The sequence below is a fragment of the Micromonospora sp. NPDC049204 genome (genome assembly GCF_040647935.1).
Classification (GTDB): domain Bacteria; phylum Actinomycetota; class Actinomycetes; order Mycobacteriales; family Micromonosporaceae; genus Micromonospora.
The window spans coordinates 63,414-83,449 of the sequence record NZ_JBEZDC010000021.1; the positions used below are offsets into that span (position 1 = coordinate 63,414).

General features: G+C 70.6%; 21 protein-coding genes and 1 tRNA gene. 9 read left to right on the forward strand and 13 right to left on the reverse strand.

Annotated elements, in window-relative coordinates:
• Positions 1–42 precede the first annotated feature (42 nt).
• From AB0A90_RS30635 to AB0A90_RS30645, 3 genes are all read right to left on the reverse strand, one after another.
• A complete protein-coding gene (locus AB0A90_RS30635; protein WP_357254778.1) occupies positions 43–1,386 on the reverse strand; it encodes a dipeptidase in 1,344 nt (447 codons plus the stop codon).
• A 36-nt stretch (positions 1,387–1,422) separates the two neighbouring features.
• On the reverse strand, positions 1,423–2,556 hold the full coding sequence (locus AB0A90_RS30640; protein ID WP_357254640.1) for a M48 family metallopeptidase: 1,134 nt from the start codon (positions 2,554–2,556) through the stop codon (positions 1,423–1,425).
• Positions 2,557–2,717: 161 nt separating this feature from the next.
• On the reverse strand, positions 2,718–3,335 hold the full coding sequence (locus tag AB0A90_RS30645) for a hypothetical protein (RefSeq protein ID WP_357254780.1): 618 nt from the start codon (positions 3,333–3,335) through the stop codon (positions 2,718–2,720).
• Between the two features lie 488 nt (positions 3,336–3,823).
• Between AB0A90_RS30645 and AB0A90_RS30650 the strand changes: the two genes are divergently transcribed.
• Complete coding sequence (locus AB0A90_RS30650) at positions 3,824–4,225, forward strand: rhodanese-like domain-containing protein (RefSeq protein WP_088949799.1); 402 nt, start codon at positions 3,824–3,826, stop codon at positions 4,223–4,225.
• A 244-nt stretch (positions 4,226–4,469) separates the two neighbouring features.
• On the opposite strand, the gene AB0A90_RS30655 is transcribed toward AB0A90_RS30650, so the two are convergent.
• The 3 genes from AB0A90_RS30655 to AB0A90_RS30665 all read right to left on the reverse strand — a co-directional run bounded on the left by AB0A90_RS30655 (position 4,470) and on the right by AB0A90_RS30665 (position 8,066).
• The gene (locus tag AB0A90_RS30655; RefSeq protein WP_357254642.1) at positions 4,470–6,011 is read right to left on the reverse strand and encodes a cobyric acid synthase; all 1,542 of its coding nucleotides are present in this window, start codon (positions 6,009–6,011) and stop codon (positions 4,470–4,472) included.
• A complete protein-coding gene (locus AB0A90_RS30660; RefSeq protein ID WP_357254643.1) occupies positions 6,008–7,066 on the reverse strand; it encodes a cobalamin biosynthesis protein in 1,059 nt (352 codons plus the stop codon). The genes AB0A90_RS30655 and AB0A90_RS30660 overlap by 4 nt, the downstream gene beginning before the upstream one ends.
• Before the next feature lie 205 nt (positions 7,067–7,271).
• On the reverse strand, positions 7,272–8,066 hold the full coding sequence (locus AB0A90_RS30665) for a single-stranded DNA-binding protein (protein ID WP_357254645.1): 795 nt from the start codon (positions 8,064–8,066) through the stop codon (positions 7,272–7,274).
• A gap of 304 nt (positions 8,067–8,370) precedes the next feature.
• Here AB0A90_RS30665 and AB0A90_RS30670 point away from each other — a divergent pair, with 304 nt between their 5' ends.
• On the forward strand, positions 8,371–8,793 hold the full coding sequence (locus AB0A90_RS30670; RefSeq protein ID WP_357254647.1) for an HPF/RaiA family ribosome-associated protein: 423 nt from the start codon (positions 8,371–8,373) through the stop codon (positions 8,791–8,793).
• Between the two features lie 122 nt (positions 8,794–8,915).
• Complete coding sequence (locus AB0A90_RS30675) at positions 8,916–9,905, forward strand: alpha/beta hydrolase (protein WP_357254649.1); 990 nt, start codon at positions 8,916–8,918, stop codon at positions 9,903–9,905.
• 29 nt (positions 9,906–9,934) lie between these two features.
• Here AB0A90_RS30675 and AB0A90_RS30680 read toward each other — a convergent pair whose 3' ends face one another.
• The gene (locus AB0A90_RS30680) at positions 9,935–10,630 is read right to left on the reverse strand and encodes a hypothetical protein (RefSeq protein WP_357254651.1); all 696 of its coding nucleotides are present in this window, start codon (positions 10,628–10,630) and stop codon (positions 9,935–9,937) included.
• Positions 10,631–10,790: 160 nt separating this feature from the next.
• Here AB0A90_RS30680 and AB0A90_RS30685 point away from each other — a divergent pair.
• A tRNA-Arg gene (locus AB0A90_RS30685) sits at positions 10,791–10,863 on the forward strand.
• Positions 10,864–10,910: 47 nt separating this feature from the next.
• Here AB0A90_RS30685 and AB0A90_RS30690 read toward each other — a convergent pair.
• Positions 10,911–11,603: a site-specific integrase gene (locus AB0A90_RS30690; RefSeq protein ID WP_357254652.1), complete on the reverse strand. Its 693-nt coding sequence runs from the start codon at positions 11,601–11,603 to the stop codon at positions 10,911–10,913.
• 241 nt (positions 11,604–11,844) lie between these two features.
• On the opposite strand from AB0A90_RS30690, the gene AB0A90_RS30695 reads away from it, so the two are divergent.
• Positions 11,845–12,078, forward strand: coding sequence for a hypothetical protein (locus AB0A90_RS30695; RefSeq protein WP_357254654.1), 234 nt, complete (start codon positions 11,845–11,847; stop codon positions 12,076–12,078).
• Between the two features lie 809 nt (positions 12,079–12,887).
• On the opposite strand, the gene AB0A90_RS30700 is transcribed toward AB0A90_RS30695, so the two are convergent.
• Positions 12,888–13,385 carry a MarR family winged helix-turn-helix transcriptional regulator gene (locus AB0A90_RS30700; protein ID WP_357254656.1) on the reverse strand — a complete coding sequence of 166 codons (498 nt, stop codon included), beginning with the start codon at positions 13,383–13,385 and terminating at the stop codon, positions 12,888–12,890.
• A 31-nt stretch (positions 13,386–13,416) separates the two neighbouring features.
• On the opposite strand from AB0A90_RS30700, the gene AB0A90_RS30705 reads away from it, so the two are divergent.
• Positions 13,417–14,493, forward strand: a complete 1,077-nt coding sequence (locus tag AB0A90_RS30705; RefSeq protein WP_357254658.1) for a bifunctional NAD(P)H-dependent oxidoreductase/GNAT family N-acetyltransferase — start codon at positions 13,417–13,419, stop codon at positions 14,491–14,493.
• A gap of 3 nt (positions 14,494–14,496) precedes the next feature.
• Here AB0A90_RS30705 and AB0A90_RS30710 read toward each other — a convergent pair whose 3' ends face one another.
• Positions 14,497–14,805, reverse strand: coding sequence for a hypothetical protein (locus AB0A90_RS30710; protein WP_357254660.1), 309 nt, complete (start codon positions 14,803–14,805; stop codon positions 14,497–14,499).
• A 389-nt stretch (positions 14,806–15,194) separates the two neighbouring features.
• A complete protein-coding gene (locus AB0A90_RS30715; protein ID WP_357254662.1) occupies positions 15,195–15,704 on the reverse strand; it encodes a hypothetical protein in 510 nt (169 codons plus the stop codon).
• Positions 15,705–15,836: 132 nt separating this feature from the next.
• Between AB0A90_RS30715 and AB0A90_RS30720 the strand changes: the two genes are divergently transcribed.
• A complete protein-coding gene (locus AB0A90_RS30720; RefSeq protein WP_357254782.1) occupies positions 15,837–16,148 on the forward strand; it encodes a VOC family protein in 312 nt (103 codons plus the stop codon).
• A 351-nt stretch (positions 16,149–16,499) separates the two neighbouring features.
• On the opposite strand, the gene AB0A90_RS30725 is transcribed toward AB0A90_RS30720, so the two are convergent.
• Entirely contained in the window at positions 16,500–16,784 is a 285-nt protein-coding gene (locus AB0A90_RS30725) for a MerR family transcriptional regulator (protein WP_357254784.1), read from the reverse strand.
• A 707-nt stretch (positions 16,785–17,491) separates the two neighbouring features.
• Here AB0A90_RS30725 and AB0A90_RS30730 point away from each other — a divergent pair.
• Together AB0A90_RS30730 and AB0A90_RS30735 are read left to right on the forward strand one after the other, a co-directional pair.
• Complete coding sequence (locus AB0A90_RS30730; protein ID WP_357254664.1) at positions 17,492–17,989, forward strand: SigE family RNA polymerase sigma factor; 498 nt, start codon at positions 17,492–17,494, stop codon at positions 17,987–17,989.
• Positions 17,989–19,035 (forward strand): hypothetical protein, encoded by a 1,047-nt coding sequence (locus AB0A90_RS30735; RefSeq protein ID WP_357254666.1) that lies wholly within the window; start codon positions 17,989–17,991, stop codon positions 19,033–19,035. Before AB0A90_RS30730 ends, AB0A90_RS30735 begins: the two co-directional genes overlap by 1 nt.
• A 99-nt stretch (positions 19,036–19,134) precedes the next feature.
• On the opposite strand, the gene AB0A90_RS30740 is transcribed toward AB0A90_RS30735, so the two are convergent.
• Positions 19,135–20,025 carry a discoidin domain-containing protein gene (locus tag AB0A90_RS30740; RefSeq protein ID WP_357254669.1) on the reverse strand — a complete coding sequence of 297 codons (891 nt, stop codon included), beginning with the start codon at positions 20,023–20,025 and terminating at the stop codon, positions 19,135–19,137.
• Positions 20,026–20,036 lie beyond the last annotated feature (11 nt).

Consider the following 20,036-nt stretch of genomic DNA (forward strand, 5'->3'; position numbering starts at 1 on the left):
CCGTAAAATCCCAGATCAGACCGGAAGTTGCCGTTCCGACACCTACCTCCCCGCTGCGGCCACCTTGCCCAGCAGCAGCGCCTCGGCGAGGCAGACCCGGGCGAACTCCCCCAGGTGCAGACTCTCGTTCGGGCCGTGCGCGCGGGCGTGCGGATCCTCCACACCGGTCACCAGGATCGCCGCGTTCGGGAACATCTCCTGGAACGTGGCGATGAACGGGATCGAACCGCCGATGCCGATGTCCACCGGCTCGGTGCCGTCCCAGGCGGCCCGGAACGCCGCGCGGGCGGCGTCGAACATCGGCCCGGACGCGTCGATCACACACGGGTTGCCGTCGTGCTCCAGGCTGACGGTCACCTGGGCGCCCCACGGGGCGTGCTTCTCCAGGTGGGCGCGCACCGCCGCGTACGCCCGCTTCGGGTCGTCCCCCGGCGCGAGGCGGACGTTGAGCTTCGCCTTGGCGGCCGGCACCAGGGCGTTCGGCGCCTCGCCGGTGGCCGGCGCGTCGATGCCGAGCACCGCCACGGCGGGTTTGGTCCAGAGCCGGTCGGTGAGCTGTCCGGTGCCGACGAACTGCACGCCCTCGGCCAGGCCGGCCTCGGCGCGGAACCGGTCCTCCGGGTAGTCGACGGTGGCCCCCTCCCGGCCGACCAGCCCGTCCACCACCACGTCACCGGCGTCGTCGTGCAGGCTCGCCAGCAGCCGGACCAGCGCGGTGAGCGCGTCCGGGACGGCGCCGCCGAACATGCCGCTGTGCACCGCGTGGTCCAGCGTGCGCACCTCGACGAAACAGTTGACGACGCCGCGCAGCGAGGTGGTCAACGCCGGTACGCCCACGTCCCAGTTGCTGGAGTCGGCGATCACGATGACATCCGAGGTGATCTGGTCGCGGTGCTCGGCGAGCAGCCGCTCCAGCGAGTCGGAGCCGTACTCCTCCTCACCCTCGATGAAGAGCACCACGCCGACCGGCAGCGCGTCCCCGTACGCCCGCAGTGCCGCCACGTGCGCCATGACACCGGCCTTGTCGTCGGCCGCGCCCCGGGCGTAGAGCCGGCCGTCCCGTTCCACCGGCTCGAACGGGTCGGACTCCCACAGCGACCGGTCGCCGACCGGCTGCACGTCGTGGTGGGCGTAGAGCAGAACGGTCGGCGCGCCGGGCGGGGCGGCTCGACGACCGATCACCGCCGGCTGGCCACCGGAACGCACGATGTCGACGTCCAGGCCGCAGCCGCGCAGCAACTCGGCGACCGCCTCGGCGGAGCGTTCCACGTGGGAATGGTCGAAACCCTCGAAGGCGATGCCGGGGATGCGGACGAGGCGTTCCAGGTCGGCACGGACGCCGGGCATCTCCCGCTCGACGGCGGCCCGCACCTCGGACTCGGACATGATCGGTGAGGTCATGACCGGAATCGTATGCCGGCCTTACCGGGTCGTGCCGGCGGAGCCCGTACCGTCGCCGCCGTCCGCCGGGCCGGCGCCCGGGGCGGCCCGACCGGCGCGCTGCGCGCGGCCCGCCGCCTCGGTGGCGGCATCCACCCAGGAGCGGGCCCGACCGGCGGTGCCGCCGACCCACTCGCCGACGTCGCTCGCGCCGTCGCCGAACCGGCGCAGCAGCCCGACCAGCGGGTCGGTGGAGCGGCTGAACTCCTCCCGGTACGAGTCGGCAGCCGCCTTGATCTCCTCGGAGACGCTCGTCGAGCTGTCCTCGTCGCGGCGCGGATAGTCCCCACCCAGCACCCGCCCGTACGCCCCGGAGTCGATCCACTGGCGCAGTTGCGCCGCCCGTGCCACCGGCGCGGGATGGGTGCTCCACGCCGTCATCCGGATCTTGTGCAGGCTGTCGCGCAGGTCCCCGCCCCCGGCGTACTCGGCGGCCTGCTCCAGGAACGCGGTCGTGTCGATCTGGGACAGGTCACCGCCGCCGGCGAGCTTCATCAGCAGCCGCAGCGCGGCGGCCGGGTCCTGCCCGGCGAGCAGACCGGCTCGGTCGGCGGACAGTTCCGCCTTGCGCCACCACTCCAGCATCGCGGCGATGATCGCCCGCAGCGCGATCGCGCCCACCGGCAACCAGCTCAGGTTGGCCGCCCACCGGGTGAGGATCATGAGCATGGTCTTGTAGACCGCGTGCCCGCTGCCCACGTGCCCCAACTCGTGGCCGAGCAGGCAGCGCAGCTCGTCCTCGTCGAGTTGCTGCACGCACGCGGAGTTCAGCACGATGAACGGCCGCTCCAGCCCGACCGCCTCGGCGCCCAACCAGGGCGACTGGGTCACGTACAGCTCGGGCAGCTCGGCCACGTCGAGCGCCGCCGCGGCCTCGGTGTAGCGCTGCCACACCGCCGGGTACTGCCGGTGATCGACCCGGATGCCGGAGGCCAGCACGGACAGCCGGAACCCGCGCTCGTTCCACATGCCGAAGAACGACCGCACCACGTCGTCGAAACCGCGCAGCTCCCGCAACGCGACAAGGGCGCCCCGGTCGGCCGGATGCTCCCAGGCCCGCGAGCTGATCCCGGTGAGCGTGATCCGGCGCCGCGCGGGCGGCTCCGTTGCCGACATGATGAGTCCCCCGTTCGCCGCGCGCCCTGAGCGCTCTCGCGTGGTGCTTCTGGCGTCGTCGTGCTCGCGTCGTGCTGCTCGCGTCGTCCTTGTTGCATCGTGCCGCTCGCGTCGTCCTTCTCGCATCGTGCCGGAGCCGGTGCCGCTCGTCCACTGCCCGCTCAACGGATGCGCGCGTAGTAGCGGTCCGCGTCGGACGGCAGCGTCGGCGCGCCGTCGACGAGCAGGTCGGCGCGGGCGGCCGTGCCGTCGGCGGCGAAGTGCGCCCGCTCCCCGGCGTGCCAGCGACGCAGCTCGGGCAGGATCTCCGACCCGTCCCGAGCGACCGCGCGGGCCAGCCGCACCGACGCGGGCGCGGTGACGAACACCGACAGGGTCGCCTCCGGCCGGACCACCGCGCGGGCAGCGGTGACCCCCTCCACCACCAGCACCGGCGCCACCGGCACCGGCACCGGCCGGGCCAGGAAGCGCTGCCGCACCCAGCTGTAGCGCCGGTAGGCACCCGGTTTCCCTTCGCGCAGCGGGGCGAGCACCTCCTCGTCGAGCCGTGGCCAGAAGGTGACCTGGTCGTCCCAACCGTCGAGCAGGTCGTCGGTGTGCACGACGGGCGGGCGAGCACCGCCCAGCCGCACCGCCAGGGCATCCGCGAGGTGCGCGGCGAACCGGCTCTTACCCGCGCCGCTCGGCCCGTCGACCGCGACGAGCCGGGTCCGCCCCAACCGCGCCGGGCCCGCGAGCGCCCGACGAGCCAGTTCGGCGTACGCCTCGACAACCACCACGCCCCGCCGGTCCCCGGCCTTGCCGGCGTCCCCCAGCTCGTCGGCGTCCCCGGCCCCGCCGGCGGCCACCCACTCGTCGGCAGGCCCGGCCTTGCCGGCGTCCCCCGGCTCGTCGGCGTCCCCAGCCCTGCCGGTCGCGGGTCCTGCCGTGTTCAGGGCTTCGCGGCCCGACACCGGCCGGCCGGTGTCGGGGCTCAGCACAGCCTCGCCTGCTGCATGACCGAAGTATGCCGCCGCAACCACGGATGATCGACTCCAGATCACGGATGTCGCGGTATCCCCGACAGCGGGACACCGCGATATCCCTGAGGTCGAGTGGATCATGCTGCAACAGCGGTCGAGGTTGGCCATTCCGACTCGTCCGGCTGACCACCCTGGCCGAGTGCCGTCACGTCCGGGGGAATTGGGGCGGCGACGGGTGACGGGCGACCCGTTCGCCGTCCGGGGCGCTACCAAATCGGCATGATCGGGTGGTGCTCCGAGACGTGATGAGCCCCGGCATCGACGCCCTGCTCGAACAGGCCCGCGCCGGGCTGCACCGACTGACCCCGCAGCAGACCGTCGAGGCGGTCCGCGGCGGCGCGCTGCTGGTCGACACCCGCACCGACCTGCAACGCCGAGAACAGGGCGACCTGCCGGGTGCGGTCGTCATCGACCGGACCGTGCTGGAATGGCGGCTCGATCCGGCCAGCGCCTGGCGGATCCCCGAAGCCACCGGCTACGACCGGGAGATCGTGCTGGTGTGCCGGCAGGGCTACAGTTCCAGCCTCGCCGCCGCCAGCCTGCAGACCCTCGGTCTACGCCGGGCGACCGACATGATCGGCGGTGTGGACGCCTGGCTCGCCGCCGGTCTCCCCACCACCGACCGGCCAGCCGACATCCGCCCCTGAATCCCACCGCCTCGCCGGCGCGCTGCCGACACCCAGATCAAGATCGCGCTCGATCCCGGAACCAGGCCCCTCCCGTCGCTCGCGAGGCCACTACAACCAGGATCGTGCACGATCATGCGGAGGCGGTGACCCGCGAGGGCACCCACTCGCGAGGGCACCCCACTCGCGAGGGCACCCCACTCGCGAGGGCGCCGCGAACACCCCGGGCGCGGCCCGGTCCCCCGACACTCCGCATTGGACAGGGTCAGGACGGTGGCGGGCCGGGTGGAATGAAGGGTAGGCCGGCGGGTGGGCCGGCTTCGATGAGACGCCAGAGGGCAGCGGTGTCCAGGTGCTCCTCGACCAGGTCACCGAGCAGGTCGAGTGAACGCTCCCGGGCGGCGGCGAAGCTGGTCGTCGGCGCGACCCGGAATCCACTACGCCCGGCCAGGCGAGCCGCCTCGGTGAGGAACCACCTGCGGAACCCGTCGGACTCGAACGCCCCGTGCCAGTGCGTGCCGTGCACCGCGCCGAGCACGGCTCCCTCGCCGACACCGTCGTCGCCGGTCAGCAACGGGGCCAGGGTGGGGTCGGTGTGCGAGACGTACCCGTGGTGGATCTCGTAACCGCGCACCGCGAGGTCGCCGTGGGCGGTGCCCACCGACTGTCGGACGGTCTTGCGGGGATCGAAGGTGATCTCGATGGGCAGCAGGCCGAGCCCCGGTACGCTGCCCCGCCGGCTCTCCACCGTGTCGTGGATGGCGCGGCCGAGCATCTGAAAGCCGCCGCAGAGGCCGAGCAGTGGCTTACCGGCCGCCACGTGGGTGACCACCGCGTCGGCGAGACCCGTCTCGCGCAGCCAGGCCAGGTCGGCGACGGTGGACTTGGAGCCGGGCAGGACGACCAGGTCGGCGGCGGCCAACTCGGCCGGCTCGATGGTGAGACGTACGCGAACGCCCGGTTCGGTGGCCAGGGCCTCCACGTCGGTCGCGTTGCTGATCCGGGGTAGGCGAACGACCGCCACGTCCAACCACTCGGTGCCGTGCGGGGCCGCGGGGCGGCCGAGCACCCGGCCGTAGGCGAGGGAGTCTTCCGCGTCGAGCCACAGGTCCAGTGCCCAGGGCAGCACTCCGTACGTGGGCCGACCCGTGACGTGACGCAGCATGTCCAGCCCCGGCTGGAGCAGCCCCCGGTCACCCCGGAACTTGTTGATCACGAAGCCGGCGATCAGTGCCTGGTCCGCCGGGTCCAGGAGGGCGACGGTGCCGAACATCGAGGCGAAGACGCCGCCACGGTCGATGTCGCCCACCACGATGGTGGGCAGGTTGGCGTGCCGGGCCAGCCCCATGTTGACGTAGTCACCGGCCCGCAGGTTGATCTCGGCGGGGCTGCCGGCGCCCTCGCAGATCACCACGTCGTACGCGTCGCGCAGCTCAGCGAGTGCGGCGTACGCGGTCTCGGCGAGCCGGGGACGCAGGTGCCGGAACGTGCCGGCGGTGATCGTGTCGACCGCCTCGCCGAGCAGGACCACCTGACTGGCCAGGTCGCTGCCCGGCTTGAGCAGGACCGGGTTGAACCGCAGGTCGGGGGCGAGCCCACAGGCAGCGGCCTGCATGGCCTGGGCCCGTCCGATCTCGCCGCCGTGCCCGTCCGGCCCGACGACCACCGCCGAGTTGTTCGACATGTTCTGTGCCTTGTACGGCGCCACCTTCACGCCCTGCCGGTGCAGCCAACGACAGATACCGGCGGTGAGCACGCTCTTGCCGGCGTCGGAGGTCGTGCCGGCGACCAGCAGCCCGCCGCTCACCGCCCCCTCCCCGCTCCGACAGCTCGCAGCCCGCGCCCTCCGGTCACCGCAGAAAACCCGCGCCCTCCGGTCACGGCGGACAACCCGTGCCGACTCACGAAGCCGACCAGACGGCCGAAGGTAACCGGGTACACGGCGGCCAGCCCGACCGCGGCCAGCCCGACCGAGCCGGAGATCCGGGCGGCCCGCTTGAGGTGGCGCGCCTCCGGGCGGGGGCCGTCGCCGAGGAACGGCCGCACCTCGGAGCGCCCGAAGTAGACGTTGCGGCCACCGAGGCGGACGCCGAGCGCGCCGGCCATCGCCGCCTCGCACTGGCCGGCGTTGGGGCTCGGGTGGTCGTTGCGGTCACGCCGCCATACCCGCCAGGCCCGTTGCCGATCCCCGTGGGCGACCGGCGCGACAGCGATGGTGAGCAGCCCGGTCAGCCTCGACGGCACCAGGTTGAGGACATCGTCCAACCGCGCGGCCGGTGTGCCGAATCGGGCGTAGCGCGCCGACCGGTGCCCGACCATCGCGTCGAGGGTGTTTGCCGCCCGGTAGCCCAGCAGGCCGGGCAGCCCGGCGACCGCACCCCAGACCAGAGGGGCGACAACCGCGTCGGAGGTGTTCTCGGCGACCGACTCGACGGTGGCGCGGGCCAACTCCGACTCGCCCAACGTCGACGGGTCCCGCCCACAGAGGTGGCCGAGGCGTCGCCGGGCGGCGGGCAGATCACCGTCACGCAGCGTCCGACCCATGGTGGTGGCTTCGTGGCGAAGCGTGCGACCACCCAGCACGGTCCAGGTGCCGGCGGCCACCAGCGCCGCCCGGGTCACCGGCCGGTGGCAGGTAGCCGCAGCGGCGACCGCCCCGAGCAGCACCGGCCCGCCCACGGCCAGCGCGGTGAACGCGGCGCCCGCCGTCCGATCCGGGCGGTAGAGGCGGCGCTCCAACGCACCCGCGGCCTGCCCGAAACCGGCCACCGGGTGCCACCGGCGCGGATCACCGAGCAGCCTGTCCAGCGCGTACCCGGCCAGCAACCCCACCGCGTTCGCCACCGGCGCGGTCCGTCGCACGTGCACCACCTCCCAGGCCGGCCAGCCTAGACGAGCGTCCCGGAAACCGGCCCGACCCACGGCGCTCCCAGGCGGCCAGCGCCTGCTGGCGGATCGCAGCCGACGATCCTCCGCTGACCCCGCCGATGCCGTCACGCGGGGTGACGACGCTGGTCGCGCCGCCACCCCGCCCCCGTCGTGCCAGGTCAGTCCTCGAACCGGTCGGTCAGGCCGGCTGCGGGATCCTTCCCCGACCACGCCGCCCGCGGCCGGCCGGCGGCGGCTCCGGCTGCCCCTCGTCCGGCACCGGCCCCAACTCGTCGTCCGGGTCATGGCCGCCGCCGTTGTCCGCCTCGGATGGGAGCCCCAACTCGCCGTCGAGACCCGCCGGGACGTTGCCCGGCCCGATCTGCCCGCTGGTCGGGGTAACACCGCCGGGCGAGGAGAAATCGTCGGTCGGAGGACCATCGGCGTCCATCGGGTCGTCGAGGTACGGACTGGTTCGCAGCGCGGCGTAGTCGGGCAGCTCGAAGTCGTCATCCAGCGGGCGGTCGTCGGGGAGCACGGGCTCGTGCCCGGCCGGCACCGGCTCGGTGGGCTCGCCGTGCACCCGGCTCTCGGCCTCGGAGTCCTCCACGGTGCTGGTGGTCATGCTCGGTCGGTTGCGCAGGAACCGGGCTCGACCGCGGGACAGGTCGTGGCCGACGGCAACCGCCTCCAACTCGTAGACGGCGCGGTGGTTGCCGGCGTCGTCGGTCCAGTCGCGGGTGTAGAGCCGCCCGCAGACCACCACCGGATCGCCGACCATCACGGACGCCGCCACGCCTTCGGCGAGCTTGCGCCAGCAGTTGACGCGTACGCGCAGCGAATTGCCGTCGACCCACCTGCCGCTGTCCCGGTCGAGTCGGCGGGCGGTGGAGGCGACCTTGAAGTTGGCCACCAGCGTGTTGCTCTGGCTGGTGCGTCGCCATTCGGGAGCAGTCAGCACATTGCCGACAATTGTTACGTAGGTGTCGAACATCGTCCCTCCAGGGGGATCGGGGCCTGCGAACGCGAGTCGACTCGACACCGAGCCTGGGCGCTGCGGGCGAGCCTCACCAGCGCCCAGCCCGAACCTGTGGACGACGAACCCACCTGTGGACAAAGCCCTGATCACGCCCTGATGTGGTACGGCCGACCCGGCCACCCGGGCGTCGGCGGTTTCCGAGACCAACCACTTTGGGTAAGCACTTGATCAACGCACCACCGACAGCTCCACGTCGACGAGAGGTCAGCTTCATGATGATCACCAGAATCGGCTCCGCGATCGCTTCCGAGGCACGGCGATGAGCGCCGCGGCGAACCCGGCCACCGTCGCCGAGTGCCTGCGGGTGGGCACCGGGTTCTCGCAGGGCGACCGCAACTGGATCGCCGAGCAGTTCGCCACGCTCGACGCTCGGCTGGCCAGCTTCCACGCCGACGCCACCGAGCTGGAGGTGTCGGTGAAGGACCGGGAGGCACGTGGTCAGAAGGTCACCCTGGAGTGCTGGATCGCTGGCCGACAGAAGATCGTCACCACCTCCGCCGAAGAGGACCTGCACGCCGCGCTCAACGACGTCCGCGACGACCTGCGCCGCCGGCTCAACGACGCCAAGACCCGCCAGGAGCCCCGGCACAACAAGCACCTGCGCGACATCCCGCAGCCCCAGGGCGAGCTGGACCCCACCGACGAGCAGGACCCCGAGCGCGCCGACACGGAGACTGCCTGACCTCACCCGCTCCGCTCCGCGATCTTGCACTGTCGTATCCCCAGTCAGTGCAAGATCGCGGGAGCACCGGGCCGCCGGGCGAGGGCTACCGTTCGGTAGGTTGGCGGCGTAGCGTCGCGTTCGTGGAACCGGACGTGTTGGGGCCGCCGTACGAACGGCAGACGATCGACCTGGGCACCGACGACGAAGGACCTGTCGTCGCGACCCTGGTCCGGCGCCGGGCCGAGCGCCCCAGCGGGCGGGCCGTCCTCTACGTGCACGGATTCGTCGACTACTTCTTCCAGACCCACCTCGCCGACTTCTTCGCCGAGCGCGGCTGGGACTTCTACGCGCTCGACCTGCGCAAATACGGGCGCAGCCTGCTCCCGGGCCAGACCCCGAACTTCTGCCGCGACATCAGCGACTACTTCCCCGAGCTGGACGCCGCCGCCGAGATCATCCGCTCCGACGACGGGCACGACACCCTGCTGGCGATGGGCCACTCCACCGGTGGTCTGATCCTTCCGCTCTGGGCAGACGCCCGCCGCGACACCGGCACCGTCGACGGCCTGGTCCTGAACAGCCCCTTCTTCGACCTGAACGCCCCCTGGGCGGTGCGCCGACCCCTCGCGGCCGCCGTCTCCCGACTGGGCCGCAGGGCGCCGCATCGCATCCTGCCGCTCGGGCTGGGCACCGTGTACGGCGAGAGCCTGCACTCCGACCACCGCGGCGAGTGGACCTATGACCTGGCCTGGAAGCCGCTGGCCGGCTTTCCGGTCCGGGCCGGCTGGGTGAACGCGATCCGCACGGGCCAGCGCCGGCTGCGCGCCGGTCTGGACATCCCGGTTCCGGTGCTGCTGGCCTGCTCAACCCGCTCCTTCCGGGGCACCCGGTGGCACGACAACGCGACCCTCGCCGACGCCGTTCTGGACGTCGAGCACATGGTCCGGTATGCGCCACGCCTCGGCCGCCACGTCACAGTGGCCCGCTTCGACGGCGGGCTGCACGACCTGACGCTCTCCGGCCCGGCCGTCCGCAAGAAGGTCTTCGACGAGGTCGGCCGCTGGGCCGACGCGTTCCTCGCCGCCGGCCCCACCGCCCCCGAAGCGGCAGGCGCGGCGACAGCCGGCTGACCGGTCCGGAGGACGGCGCGGCTGGCAGCTCAGACGTCGCCGGGCGTCGCCGGGAGGACCGCACGGATCCGGTCGAAGGTCGCCACCGGATGCTCGCCGACGCCAGGCAACACCAGACCCAGGCAGTACGGCGACAGCTCCCCCGACGCGTCGGGCTGGACGACGAAGACCGGGGCGCCCACGTACCCCTCCGGTAGTTCGGTGGTGATCCGCACGGCGTCCCCGTCGCGGACCACCCGCTCGATCGCGACCTCCAGCGGACGCGACCCGTCCTCGCGTACACCGTGGGCCAGCACGAAAGCGGAACCGGCGTCGGCGGTGAGGCGGGCGACCACCTCGGGCCCGGCGGCGATCCCCGCGGGCACCGGCTGGACGCGCCAGCGCCAGCCGCCGTCCCCGGCGTACCGGTGCAGACCCGCGGTCGGCAGCACCGCGACGCCGTCGCCCGGGAAGCGGGACCAGCCGGGCACGATCTCAACCGCGGCAACGGCGGCCGGGGCGACCCCGGCCGGCTCGGTGACGCTCGCCCGCAGCCCCAGCTCCCCACCCGGCCCGCCGACCAGGTCGGCCGCCGTCAGCAGCGACTCCCCCACCGGGTCGTCGCCATCCTGGAAGAAGAACGCGGTGCCGACATCCTCGCCCGACCGGTACGGCAGGATGGCCCGGCCGACGATCTGGCACAGCTCGTAGGCGACGTCGCTCTCAACGTCGGGTTCCAGCAGCACCAGCCAAAGGTACGGTCCGGGGCCACGTCGGTCCGCGGGAACCCGGATGCCCGACACGCGATCGACGTGAGACCCTGCTCGGCAACGTGGACGCGGGCACCCTTTTCGCCACTGGGCAGGAGGGCGGCGGTACCCTCTGGGCGCGACATCCACGCCACACGCGCCCGTAGCTCAGCGGATAGAGCAGGGGACTTCTAATCCCAAGGCCGCAGGTTCGAATCCTGCCGGGCGCACCCTTTTCCGCCGCAGGTCAACGGGCCGCCGTGCCCGATCCCGTCGATCACCTCGCCCCCCGTACAGCCATTCGTACAGCCAAGTCAGCCGAGAGGTGCTTCGCGGCCTCGTCCACGGCGGTCCGTTCGATCTCCGGCAGGACGTGCGCGTAGGTGTTCATGGTCAGCCCGATCTGGCTGTAACCGAGCACCTTCATCACGGTCCGGGGCGAGGCACCGGAGACGAGCAGGAATGTGGCGCACGCGTGCCGCAGGTCGTGCAGCCGCTTGGCCTCATCCACGCCCAGGGCGCGACGCTCGATCTGCCTCATGGCCGGCGGACGGACCGACTTGGCGGCGTTGCGGTGCACCAACTCCTCCCGCTCCGCGTCACCGAGTGAGTTCCGGATCAGCCCGTGGATGTGCCGAACCGTCGTCGCCGACAGACCTGCGTCTGTCTTCTCGGCCAGCAGCCGGCGGATGACGGTCGGCGTCAGCTTGTCGAGTGCCAGCCGGCCAAGCGCCGGGCAGACGTGGTTCTCAATGAGCTTCCGGTAGCCCTGCAACGTCGACGGCCGTTTCCCGTCACGCTCCTTCATCCGCAACCACTCGTCCAGCCACTCCCCGGCCGTCCGAGGAGCGGCGGCGAGGTTCTGCCCCTGCTCCTGGCGGCGGCGCAGGTCGGCCAGCTTGCCGAGCACTTCCCGTTCCGTCTTGCCGTAGACCCACTTCCGCGACTGCTTGCCCTCACCCCAGCCCACGTCGAGCACCGCAGTAGGACTTCAGGGCTGGTCTGGTTGGGCTACGGGGGTCTTGGCCTCATCGGGCTAGTGCCGACCGTAGTCGGCGTCGCCAGGGCGCGGAGCGGCGGTAGCGGTGACTCACCTAGTGAGTGAACGTCCGCTTCTGCCGCCGAGCGGGCGCCCCGTTCCGTGACGTCGGGGGGTGGGGCGGACGCCCGGCCGATGAGCGTATGTTGGGAGCAGCGAAGGGCGGATCGCCGTGATCCCGACACTGATCTTGTTCGGCCTTGTATTCGGACGCTGGTGGCGGTTGTCGCTCATCGCCGCCGCTCTGGGGTGGCCAGTCCTGCTCGCCGCCGACGACGCGATGAGTGTCGGGCCGGGGTTGCTCGGCGCGTCTGGGCTCGCCATAGCCAACACCGGCGTCGGCGTGTTGATTCATCAGGGCATCCTGCGAATGATGCGCGTGCTGAGAACCGAGCAGGACCGTTAATCTGCCGCGATCCGCTCGGATGTCGCAGATCAGTTGGCGGACGACCGTCGCGCATCAGTCGACGGAGGACAGGTCCGCGACGTTCGAGACTTACGACGCGGAACTGACTACCAGCCGCCGTGGATTGCCAACGTCCTGCTTGCCGTCGTATCGGGCCTGGCATGCGCGTGGGTCTCAATATCATGGTCGAAGCCAGAGCACCCGTGGCTGACCCTGCTGCTCTGGCTCGTGATCTGGACACCCCTGTTCTACTGGTCCGGGTTGAGGCGGATCACGGCCCGACGCGAGTAGCGAGCGGCAAGGAACGCGGCAAGAACAGCAGTTCCCGGGGCTCCGCCCCGCACCTCGGCCCTCCTCAGAGATCCGCTCTTAGCCAGGAAGCCAAACTGATCGATTCGTGGCACCCTACCGGCATGGCGAGAGCGAGTAGATCGGCGTGGTTCCGTATGACTCGGACGCAGCGAGGGATCTGCGTCGTCGCACTGTGCGTGGGGTTGGCAGGGATCGCACTGGGCTTGGCCCTGAACCCTGCACTCGGGGGAATCATCGCGTCGGTATCCATGCTCGTCGGGATCTTTACGTCGATATTCGCCCCGCCGGATCCCCCAGCTCCAAGGTGACTGGAGCAGCAGCGGCGCTGGCTGTACAGCCATCCATACAGCCAAGCGCGCCCGCTAAAGCGGACGCCACCCGACAACCACGGACGGTCTGACCAGGGACACGGCCACCCGACCAGCCATCCCTGATCTTCTTCTAGTCCCAAGGCCGCAGGTTCGAATCCTGCCGGGCGCACCCTTTTCCGCCGAAGGTCATGGGCTTTTCGGTCTCTGTCGATCGTCGCCGGCTTCGGGTTCATCCAGCCTCCGGGCGATCTGTTCGATGGCGATGAGGTCTGCTGGGACGAGCCGGTCGATGAAGTGGCGTCGTACCGACTCGACGTGGGCCGGTGCGGCGTTTTCGAGTGCGTCCAGACCTTGCGCGGTGAGGACGAGGAAGCAGCCTCTGCCGTCGGTCGGGTCGGGTGTGCGCCTCAGGAGACCGCGCGCCTCCATCCGGGTGGCGTGCCGGGACAGCCGGCTGCGTGACCAGCCCATCTTGTCGGCCTGTTCCCCCAGGGTGCTGGTGTGGCCGGGCCGCTCCGACAGGGTGCTCAGTACCTCGTAGTCGGGTTCGGAGAGCCCGATCGCGGCCAGATCGCGCGCCGTGCCGGTCTGGACGGCGACCACTACGCGCAGGAACGCGCGCCACGCCCGCTCCTCGTCAGGATTCAACCAACGCACGGTCTTGGTCGGCGGCTTCGTTGACATGTAATCAACCTAGCATCTACACTTCGTTTCCATGTCAACGAAATCGGTACGTGTCCTTGCGCTGGTGTGCAGCACCCGCCCAGGCGCCCTCGGCCCCCTGGTAGGACGGTGGCTGATCGAAACGATCACCTCTCGTGCCGCGGAACTCGGCGTCGAGCTTGTGCCGGTGACCCTCGGCGATCTGAACCTGCCGTTCCTCGACGAAGAGGAACATCCGTCGTCGGGTGTCTACCAGCATGAGCACACACGTCGGTGGAGCGCGATCGTCGACGCGGCGGACGGGTTCATCGTGGTCACGCCGGAGTACAACTACGGAATGCCAGCGACCCTGAAGAACGCGCTGGACTACCTCAGTCGTGAATGGGCCTGGAAGCCGATCGGTTTCGTCAGCTACGGCAACACGTCGGCGGGCACCCGGGCGGTTCAGCACGCCAAGCAGGTGGTGACCACGCTGCGCCTTGTTCCGCTGGGCGCCACGGTCGCGATCCGAATCGCTGACGCGACGGAGAATGGGCGACTGCGGCCCGACGCAGCCCGCGACACGGCGGGTATCGGCCTGCTGGACGAACTGGTCCGGGTCGCCCACGCCCTACGTCCACTGCGCGAACGCGCACAGGCCGGGGCGCTGCCCGGCCCGCTGCCAGGGTCCTATGCGAGACGGCTGACCCCTGACGACGCGCCCCAGGTCACCGTGCTGCAGCGGTGCTGCTGGGTGGACGAGGCCGTCGTCAACGACACCATGGCCATACCGGCCCTGCACGAGTCGCTGGAGGAGGTGCGCGAGTGGCTGGCGACCTGGCACACCACGGGCATCTGGCTGGACGGCCGACTACTGGGCATGGTGCGGACCCGTCGCATCGACACCGACTGGCACGTGGGTCGCCTCGCTGTCGTGCCCGACCTGCGAGGCCAGGGGCTGGGCCGATGGCTGCTGCACACCGCCGAGGCCGCCGCCGAACCCGCCTGCCGTCGCATCCTGCTGGTCACCGGCACCAAGAGCCTGCGGAACATCGACCTCTACCACAGCGAGGGATACCAGTCGGTGCCACTCGCCAGCCCGGACGGAACCACCTGCCTTACCAAGGACATATTCCTCAGGTCACGCTGACACTCAAGGCGCTGGCCTTGGTCCGTGGTTCCCGTCGTAGTCACCCAGATTCACCGACGACAACCGTTCGTCCCAGCTGTCCCAGTACGCCTGCTTCTTCGAGCCCCAGTAGTAGTTGTGGTATCCCAACAGATCGCCGTAAGCCTCATGGTTTTCGACGCGGTCGGGTGTCCCGAACTCGTTGAGGAACTCCTCGTAGGACCGCAGCGAGCTGAAGTGGGCCAGGGGGCCGCGCTCCGCAGCGTAGAACGCGAAGCCGACCACTGTTCCGCCCGCGATCTTGTAGCTCATGTTGCCGGCGATGTGCAGCATGCCCCCAGCGTTACAGCCAAGACTGCCCGCAGCCCCCACGGTTACCGCGAAGTGAGGACTCAGTCAGGGCCGACGTCTACGTAGAGAATGAGCACATCTCGGGAGCGTTCCGGAGGCTTTGATCACCGTTCAGCAAAGGTAAGACTTGGTTGACCTGTAGATGGACCTGTTGCCTCTGCAACTTCCACGTCGTTGGACGGGCCTGGAGGAGCCGCAGGACGCGTTGGTCACAGCCTCGGACAGGAACGGCCCCTTGTTACCGCAGGGGGCCGTTCGTACGGGCATGAGGGATCAGCAGGTTCAGCGTCGCGCGTGGAGCCCGGCAGGATGCCGGGAAGCGGACGGCCTACACGCGCCCGACGATGCCGACCGGGGCAGGTGCGGCCTCCTCAGCCGTCGCACACCGTCTTGGCGTAGCGGGCAAAGCCTTCGAGCGTATGGAACGTGGCGACGTAGCCGCCGTGCTCCTCGCCCTCCCACCGCTTGGTGAGGATCACGGCGGAGCCGGTCCGGCCGCGCATCTCGCTGATCCGGAACGGGAAGTCTTCCACTGGCCCACCGCCCTCGTTCCACGAGCGCAGGTCGTAGATCTGGTCGTCGTCCAACGTGGGTGGTGCCAGCTTCGTTTGCCAGCCGGCCGTCGGGTCGAGCAGCGCAACTTCCTCTGCGGTACGGGCGCCGCGGCCGGGATCCCGATCGAGCTGAATCACCTTGTCGGTGACCCCGCCGTCTTCTTTGCCGAGATAGAGGGTGATCCGGTCAGTCCCCTTGCCTCGGCACCAGTCGAACACCCCAACCAGCCGTCCGTCGGCGTCCAGCCGTACCCCGACCGCGCCCTCGATGACCGGGCTGCAGCCGCTCAGCCCTGCCAGCACCAACGCGCAGATCAGTCCCAGCATCCCCGTCCGTCGCATCCCTTCAGCGTGAGCACCGACGGTCACCAGGTGGTCACGACGAGAGGACGGCTTGACGGCATCGAGGATCGGCTTCCACCGGGCGGCCCAGCACGCTGCTAGCGTCGTCGCGTGTCGATGTTCCGCACCCCTCAGGTGGTTCTCTTCAGTGCGGACGTTGCTCGCGCCGCCGGGTTCTACGCCGGACTTGGCTTCACCGAGACCTTCCGGGTGCCGACCGAAGGTGAGCCGATCCACATCGATCTCGTGCTCGACGGCTACCGGATCGGCATCGCCTCGGTGGCCTCCACCCGGGACGATCACGGGCTCGACCCCGTGTCCCACGGTCAGCGTGCGGCGGTGATCCTGTGGACCGACGACACCGCCGGGGCGTACGCCGAACTGACGGCGAACGGCGCCCCCGCGCTGGCCGCGCCGCTGGCTCGATAACCTGCTGATCGCCTGGACGGCCGACCCGGACGGCAACCCGATCCAGATCGTCCAACGGCTCTGACCGCCTCGTACGCACCCGATCGCTCTGGACGAATGGCTCTCCTACGCCGAACGCCTACCGGGAATTCGGGAGCCTCGCCGAGGACTTTCAGGCACACCTTCAGGGCGACGACGGCGAGCGGTACACCACGAGTGGTGTCCTTCCCCGCAGTGCTGAGCGGCGCGGGCGGGTCCCCTTGATGCCAACGAGGTCCAGTCCCGTGGACGACGAACGGCCCCTGCCCTGGCGGGAGGGACCGTGTGGCGCTCGGCGTCACAGGTGCGGGGGGACCGCAGCGTGGGGTGTGTTCAGCCCTGCTGGTAGCGCTCGTTGCGTCGAAGGGCCTCTTCGAGTTGGTCCTCGAGAATGATGATCCGGCAGGCCGAGGCGATGTCGGTGCCCTGGTCGCACATCTCCCGGGCTCGCGCGGCAAGGCGCAGCTGATAGCGGGAGTAGCGGCGGTGCCCGCCGCCGGAGCGCTGCGGGGCGATCAGTTTGGCGTCACCGAGCCGACGGAGGAAGTCCTGCGAGCAGCCGATGATCTCGGCGGCTCGGCCCATGGTGTAAGCGGGGTAGTCCTCGTCGTCGAGCATGTCGTCCGATTGGGTCAATGAAACCTCCATCACGAGGGCCCCGGTGCTCGAAAGCACCGGGGCCCAAGGGTTGTGGGTCAGGAACACCATCTGCCGACAGAGCGTCGGCTTGTCTTGTCCGCACCGGCCGTCAACGACGGCATCGGGTGCGAGGATCGCATATGCGTGACCGGAGACCACCTCTCGTTCGATGGAAACTGCGGTGTCCGCGCCCAGCCCACGACTGCGGCTGGCTGCGGGCGATCCAACGGTGTAGTGCCCTCCCTTGCCTCTGATTTCCTCTGCCATTCCTCGTGCTGTCCGTCGGTGTCCGAGCCCCACGCGACTTCTTGGCCCTGACACGTACGACGAACCTTGCTCACCTCGGGTGAAGCCCTGAACGAGCGTCAGCCTCACCCGCAACTTCTCGTGCGTCATACCAACTGCGACAGAACCGAGCGGACCTCAAGTTCCTGGCCCAGCTCCTTCGCCCTCGGGTGGGGCGGCACGTCAGCGTCTTTACTTGCTCCGTCTTCGACTTCAGGAACGTTAGCGCATGGCAGCAAGAATATCTAGCGCTTCGCACAGAGATTTTCTCTGCCGACGTGCGCAACCCCGTCGGCCGTGCGGCGGAGGGCGACGCCGGCGGGCCGGGCCGACGCCGCGCGGGCGACCAGAAACACCCGGCGGGTGTCTACGGGCCGGCCGGCCCACGACGTTAATAGGGCGTGACGTTCGAGGAGTACGCGTTCGCTCGCACTTCGGCGCTGATCCGGCTCGCCCGGCTGCTGACCGATGACGAGCACCGAGCCGAGGACCTCGTTCAGGAGGTCCTCGCCATGGCGTACGCCCGGTGGGGGCGCATCTCCCGGACGGACCGACCGGACGCCTACGTCCGTCGGATGCTCGTCAACGCCCACCACTCGTGGTGGCGTCGGCGCAGCAGCCGGGAGGTAGCGGTCGCCGCCGTGACGGACCGGGCGGGCACCGCCGACGAGGCCGCCGCGCTCGCCGAACGCGACGCGTTGTGGCGGCTCGTCCGCGAACTGCCGACCCGTCAGCGCACCGTGATCGTTCTGCGCTACTACGAGGATCTGGACGACGCGATGATCGCCGAGATCATGGCCTGTTCGGCAGGCACCGTCCGCACCCACGCGAAGCGTGCCCTGGCCACGCTGCGGAAGCGGCAGGAATCCACGATCCCCGCCCGGACAGGAGGGTTCTGATGTTCAGCGACCTCGATCAGCAGCTCGCCGCGACGCTCAAGCAGCGTGCGGGTGGCGACATCGACCCGACACCGATCGTGGAACAGGCCCGTCAGCGGGGTCGACGGCTCCGACGCCGTCACCGCGGGTTCGTCGCCGGGGGTGTGGCAGCGGCGTGTCTCGCTCTCACCGCGGTGGTGGCGCTGCCGATCGGCGGGGGCACCGATGACCCGATCATGCCGGCCGCAACGCTCCTGCCGCCGGAAATGCCGGGGCAGGCCGGCGCCACCGCACGCCCGGAGGACGTCGGCGCGGATCCGGACGTGGTGCACTTCTCGGTCGACTCCCTGGTCGACGGCGCCGAGTACGCGACCTGGCGCGCCGGGCGCGGCATCGAGAGCGTCGAGTTTCGGGGGCCGACAGGTCAGGCCCGGTTCGCGCTGGCGCGCACCGTGACGTCGTTGGACGAGCTACCGCAGACGTTGTCCTCCGCTGGACGGCCGCAGGCCCGCACCGACGTGCGGGTCGGCGACCGCCCGGGCGTGGCCTGGTTCGATCCGTCCGGTGATCAGAAGCTCTGGTTCGTACGCTGGCAACCCGCCGACGGGCTCTGGGCCCAACTGGACTCGTACGCCACCGGCCGCGACGAGGCGACGGCCACGGCGAGCCGGGTCCGGTTCGACGCGGCCCACCGCTGCGTCGTGCCGTTCCGCCTGGAGTCGCTGCCCCCCGGCGGACGGCTGCTCGAATGCTCGGTCACGCTCGGCCAATCGGAGCACGGCGACTTCGTCGACGGCTCACTCGTGGTCGGCGACGAAGCCGGTCGCTGGCTGACCGTCCGGGCGCAACTCGCCCCCGCTGGCGACAAGGCCCGTTCCGGGGATCTCGTCGCGGGACCGTACCGGGCGCGTCGGCAGGGCAGCGACGTCCTGGAGATGACCGTGCAGCCCTGTGCCGTCGAGGCGTTCCGCAAGGGTTGGGGCAATGGCTACACCGAATCGGAAGGCTTGGCGATCCTCGGCGGATACCGGCCGGCCCGCGACCTCGACCGCCCAGAGACCTGGTGACGCGCCTGCGGTCACGAAAATCGTGGGCTACCGGTCGTGCGGACCGGATCCAACAGGGCGCGCCCGGGCCTCGTGACGTCGGCCCGGGCGCGACGTGCGTCAGGAGGCGTACGCCTCGAGTTCCACCACCCGCGAGTAGCCGGCGGTCTCGTTGCTGGTCAGCGTGACGACCCGGAACGCGCTCGCGATCAGCGGTGTGAAGGTCGAGCTGACCTGACCGGCGACGTTGCCGCGCACCTGGGCGACGGTCTGCCAGGTCTCGCCGACCCGCACCTGGACGTCCCAGTCGCGCAGCCCGTACTTCGCGGCCGGGTACTTGGTGGAGTCGAGCGTGTAGAGGTCGACCCGGCCGACGGTCTGCGGACGGTCGAACGTCACCTGGAGCCAGTCGGGAAAGGCGCCCTTGTTCGCGTCGTTCCAGCCGGTGGTGGTTGCCCAGTGGTTCGAGTCGCGGTCGCCGTCCACCGCGCCGCAGGCCGGGTAGTTGGGCAGGTTCTCCGAGGAGGCGGTCACCGGCACGTACCTGGCGAGGTTGCCGGTGGTGTCGACCGGCCCCGGGGTCACCTCCACCGGCACCGAGAGCCGACGCTCACCGGACCGGACGTTGATCGTGTACCGGCTGCCGGGCACGGTGTCCCGGGGTGCGGTGACCGTGATCGGCACCTTGAGCGTGTAGCCGGCGGGCAGGTAGCTGGAGACGAGGGTCCTGGACAGCTGAAGCGGCGCGGTCACCTCAAGGAACGCGTCGGCGTACACGGCCGCGCGGCCGGTGTTGCCGAACTGGAGCTGGAAACCCTGGTTCGCGCAGGGTATCGGGTTGACCTGCACCAGGCTGACGTCGGAGGCGAGGCTCAGCCGGGTCGGGTCGGGTCGGCCGGCGACCGCGGGGGCCGTGCCGCCGATCGCCACCAGGGCGATGACGGCACCGGCGACGGCTGCCTTCCGGCCACGGGACAGGCCGGCGAGCCGGCGCCAGAGGGTACGTGTCATGGCTTTACCTC

Bases quoted from the DNA above. Each gene is read 5' to 3' on its own strand.
- AB0A90_RS30720 (WP_357254782.1), top strand. From the start codon at position 15,837: ATGTTCCGCACCCCTCAGGTGGTTCTCTTCAGTGCGGACGTTGCTCGC.
- AB0A90_RS30670 (WP_357254647.1), top strand. From the start codon at position 8,371: ATGAGCGCCGCGGCGAACCCGGCCACCGTCGCCGAGTGCCTGCGGGTG.
- AB0A90_RS30635 (WP_357254778.1), bottom strand. From the start codon at position 1,386: ATGTCCGAGTCCGAGGTGCGGGCCGCCGTCGAGCGGGAGATGCCCGGC.
- AB0A90_RS30640 (WP_357254640.1), bottom strand. From the start codon at position 2,556: ATGTCGGCAACGGAGCCGCCCGCGCGGCGCCGGATCACGCTCACCGGG.
- AB0A90_RS30740 (WP_357254669.1), bottom strand. From the start codon at position 20,025: ATGACACGTACCCTCTGGCGCCGGCTCGCCGGCCTGTCCCGTGGCCGG.
- AB0A90_RS30710 (WP_357254660.1), bottom strand. From the start codon at position 14,805: ATGCTGCACATCGCCGGCAACATGAGCTACAAGATCGCGGGCGGAACA.
- AB0A90_RS30725 (WP_357254784.1), bottom strand. From the start codon at position 16,784: ATGCTCGACGACGAGGACTACCCCGCTTACACCATGGGCCGAGCCGCC.
- AB0A90_RS30715 (WP_357254662.1), bottom strand. From the start codon at position 15,704: ATGCTGGGACTGATCTGCGCGTTGGTGCTGGCAGGGCTGAGCGGCTGC.
- AB0A90_RS30700 (WP_357254656.1), bottom strand. From the start codon at position 13,385: ATGTCAACGAAGCCGCCGACCAAGACCGTGCGTTGGTTGAATCCTGAC.
- AB0A90_RS30665 (WP_357254645.1), bottom strand. From the start codon at position 8,066: ATGTTCGACACCTACGTAACAATTGTCGGCAATGTGCTGACTGCTCCC.
- AB0A90_RS30650 (WP_088949799.1), top strand. From the start codon at position 3,824: ATGAGCCCCGGCATCGACGCCCTGCTCGAACAGGCCCGCGCCGGGCTG.
- AB0A90_RS30735 (WP_357254666.1), top strand. From the start codon at position 17,989: ATGTTCAGCGACCTCGATCAGCAGCTCGCCGCGACGCTCAAGCAGCGT.
- AB0A90_RS30705 (WP_357254658.1), top strand. From the start codon at position 13,417: ATGTCAACGAAATCGGTACGTGTCCTTGCGCTGGTGTGCAGCACCCGC.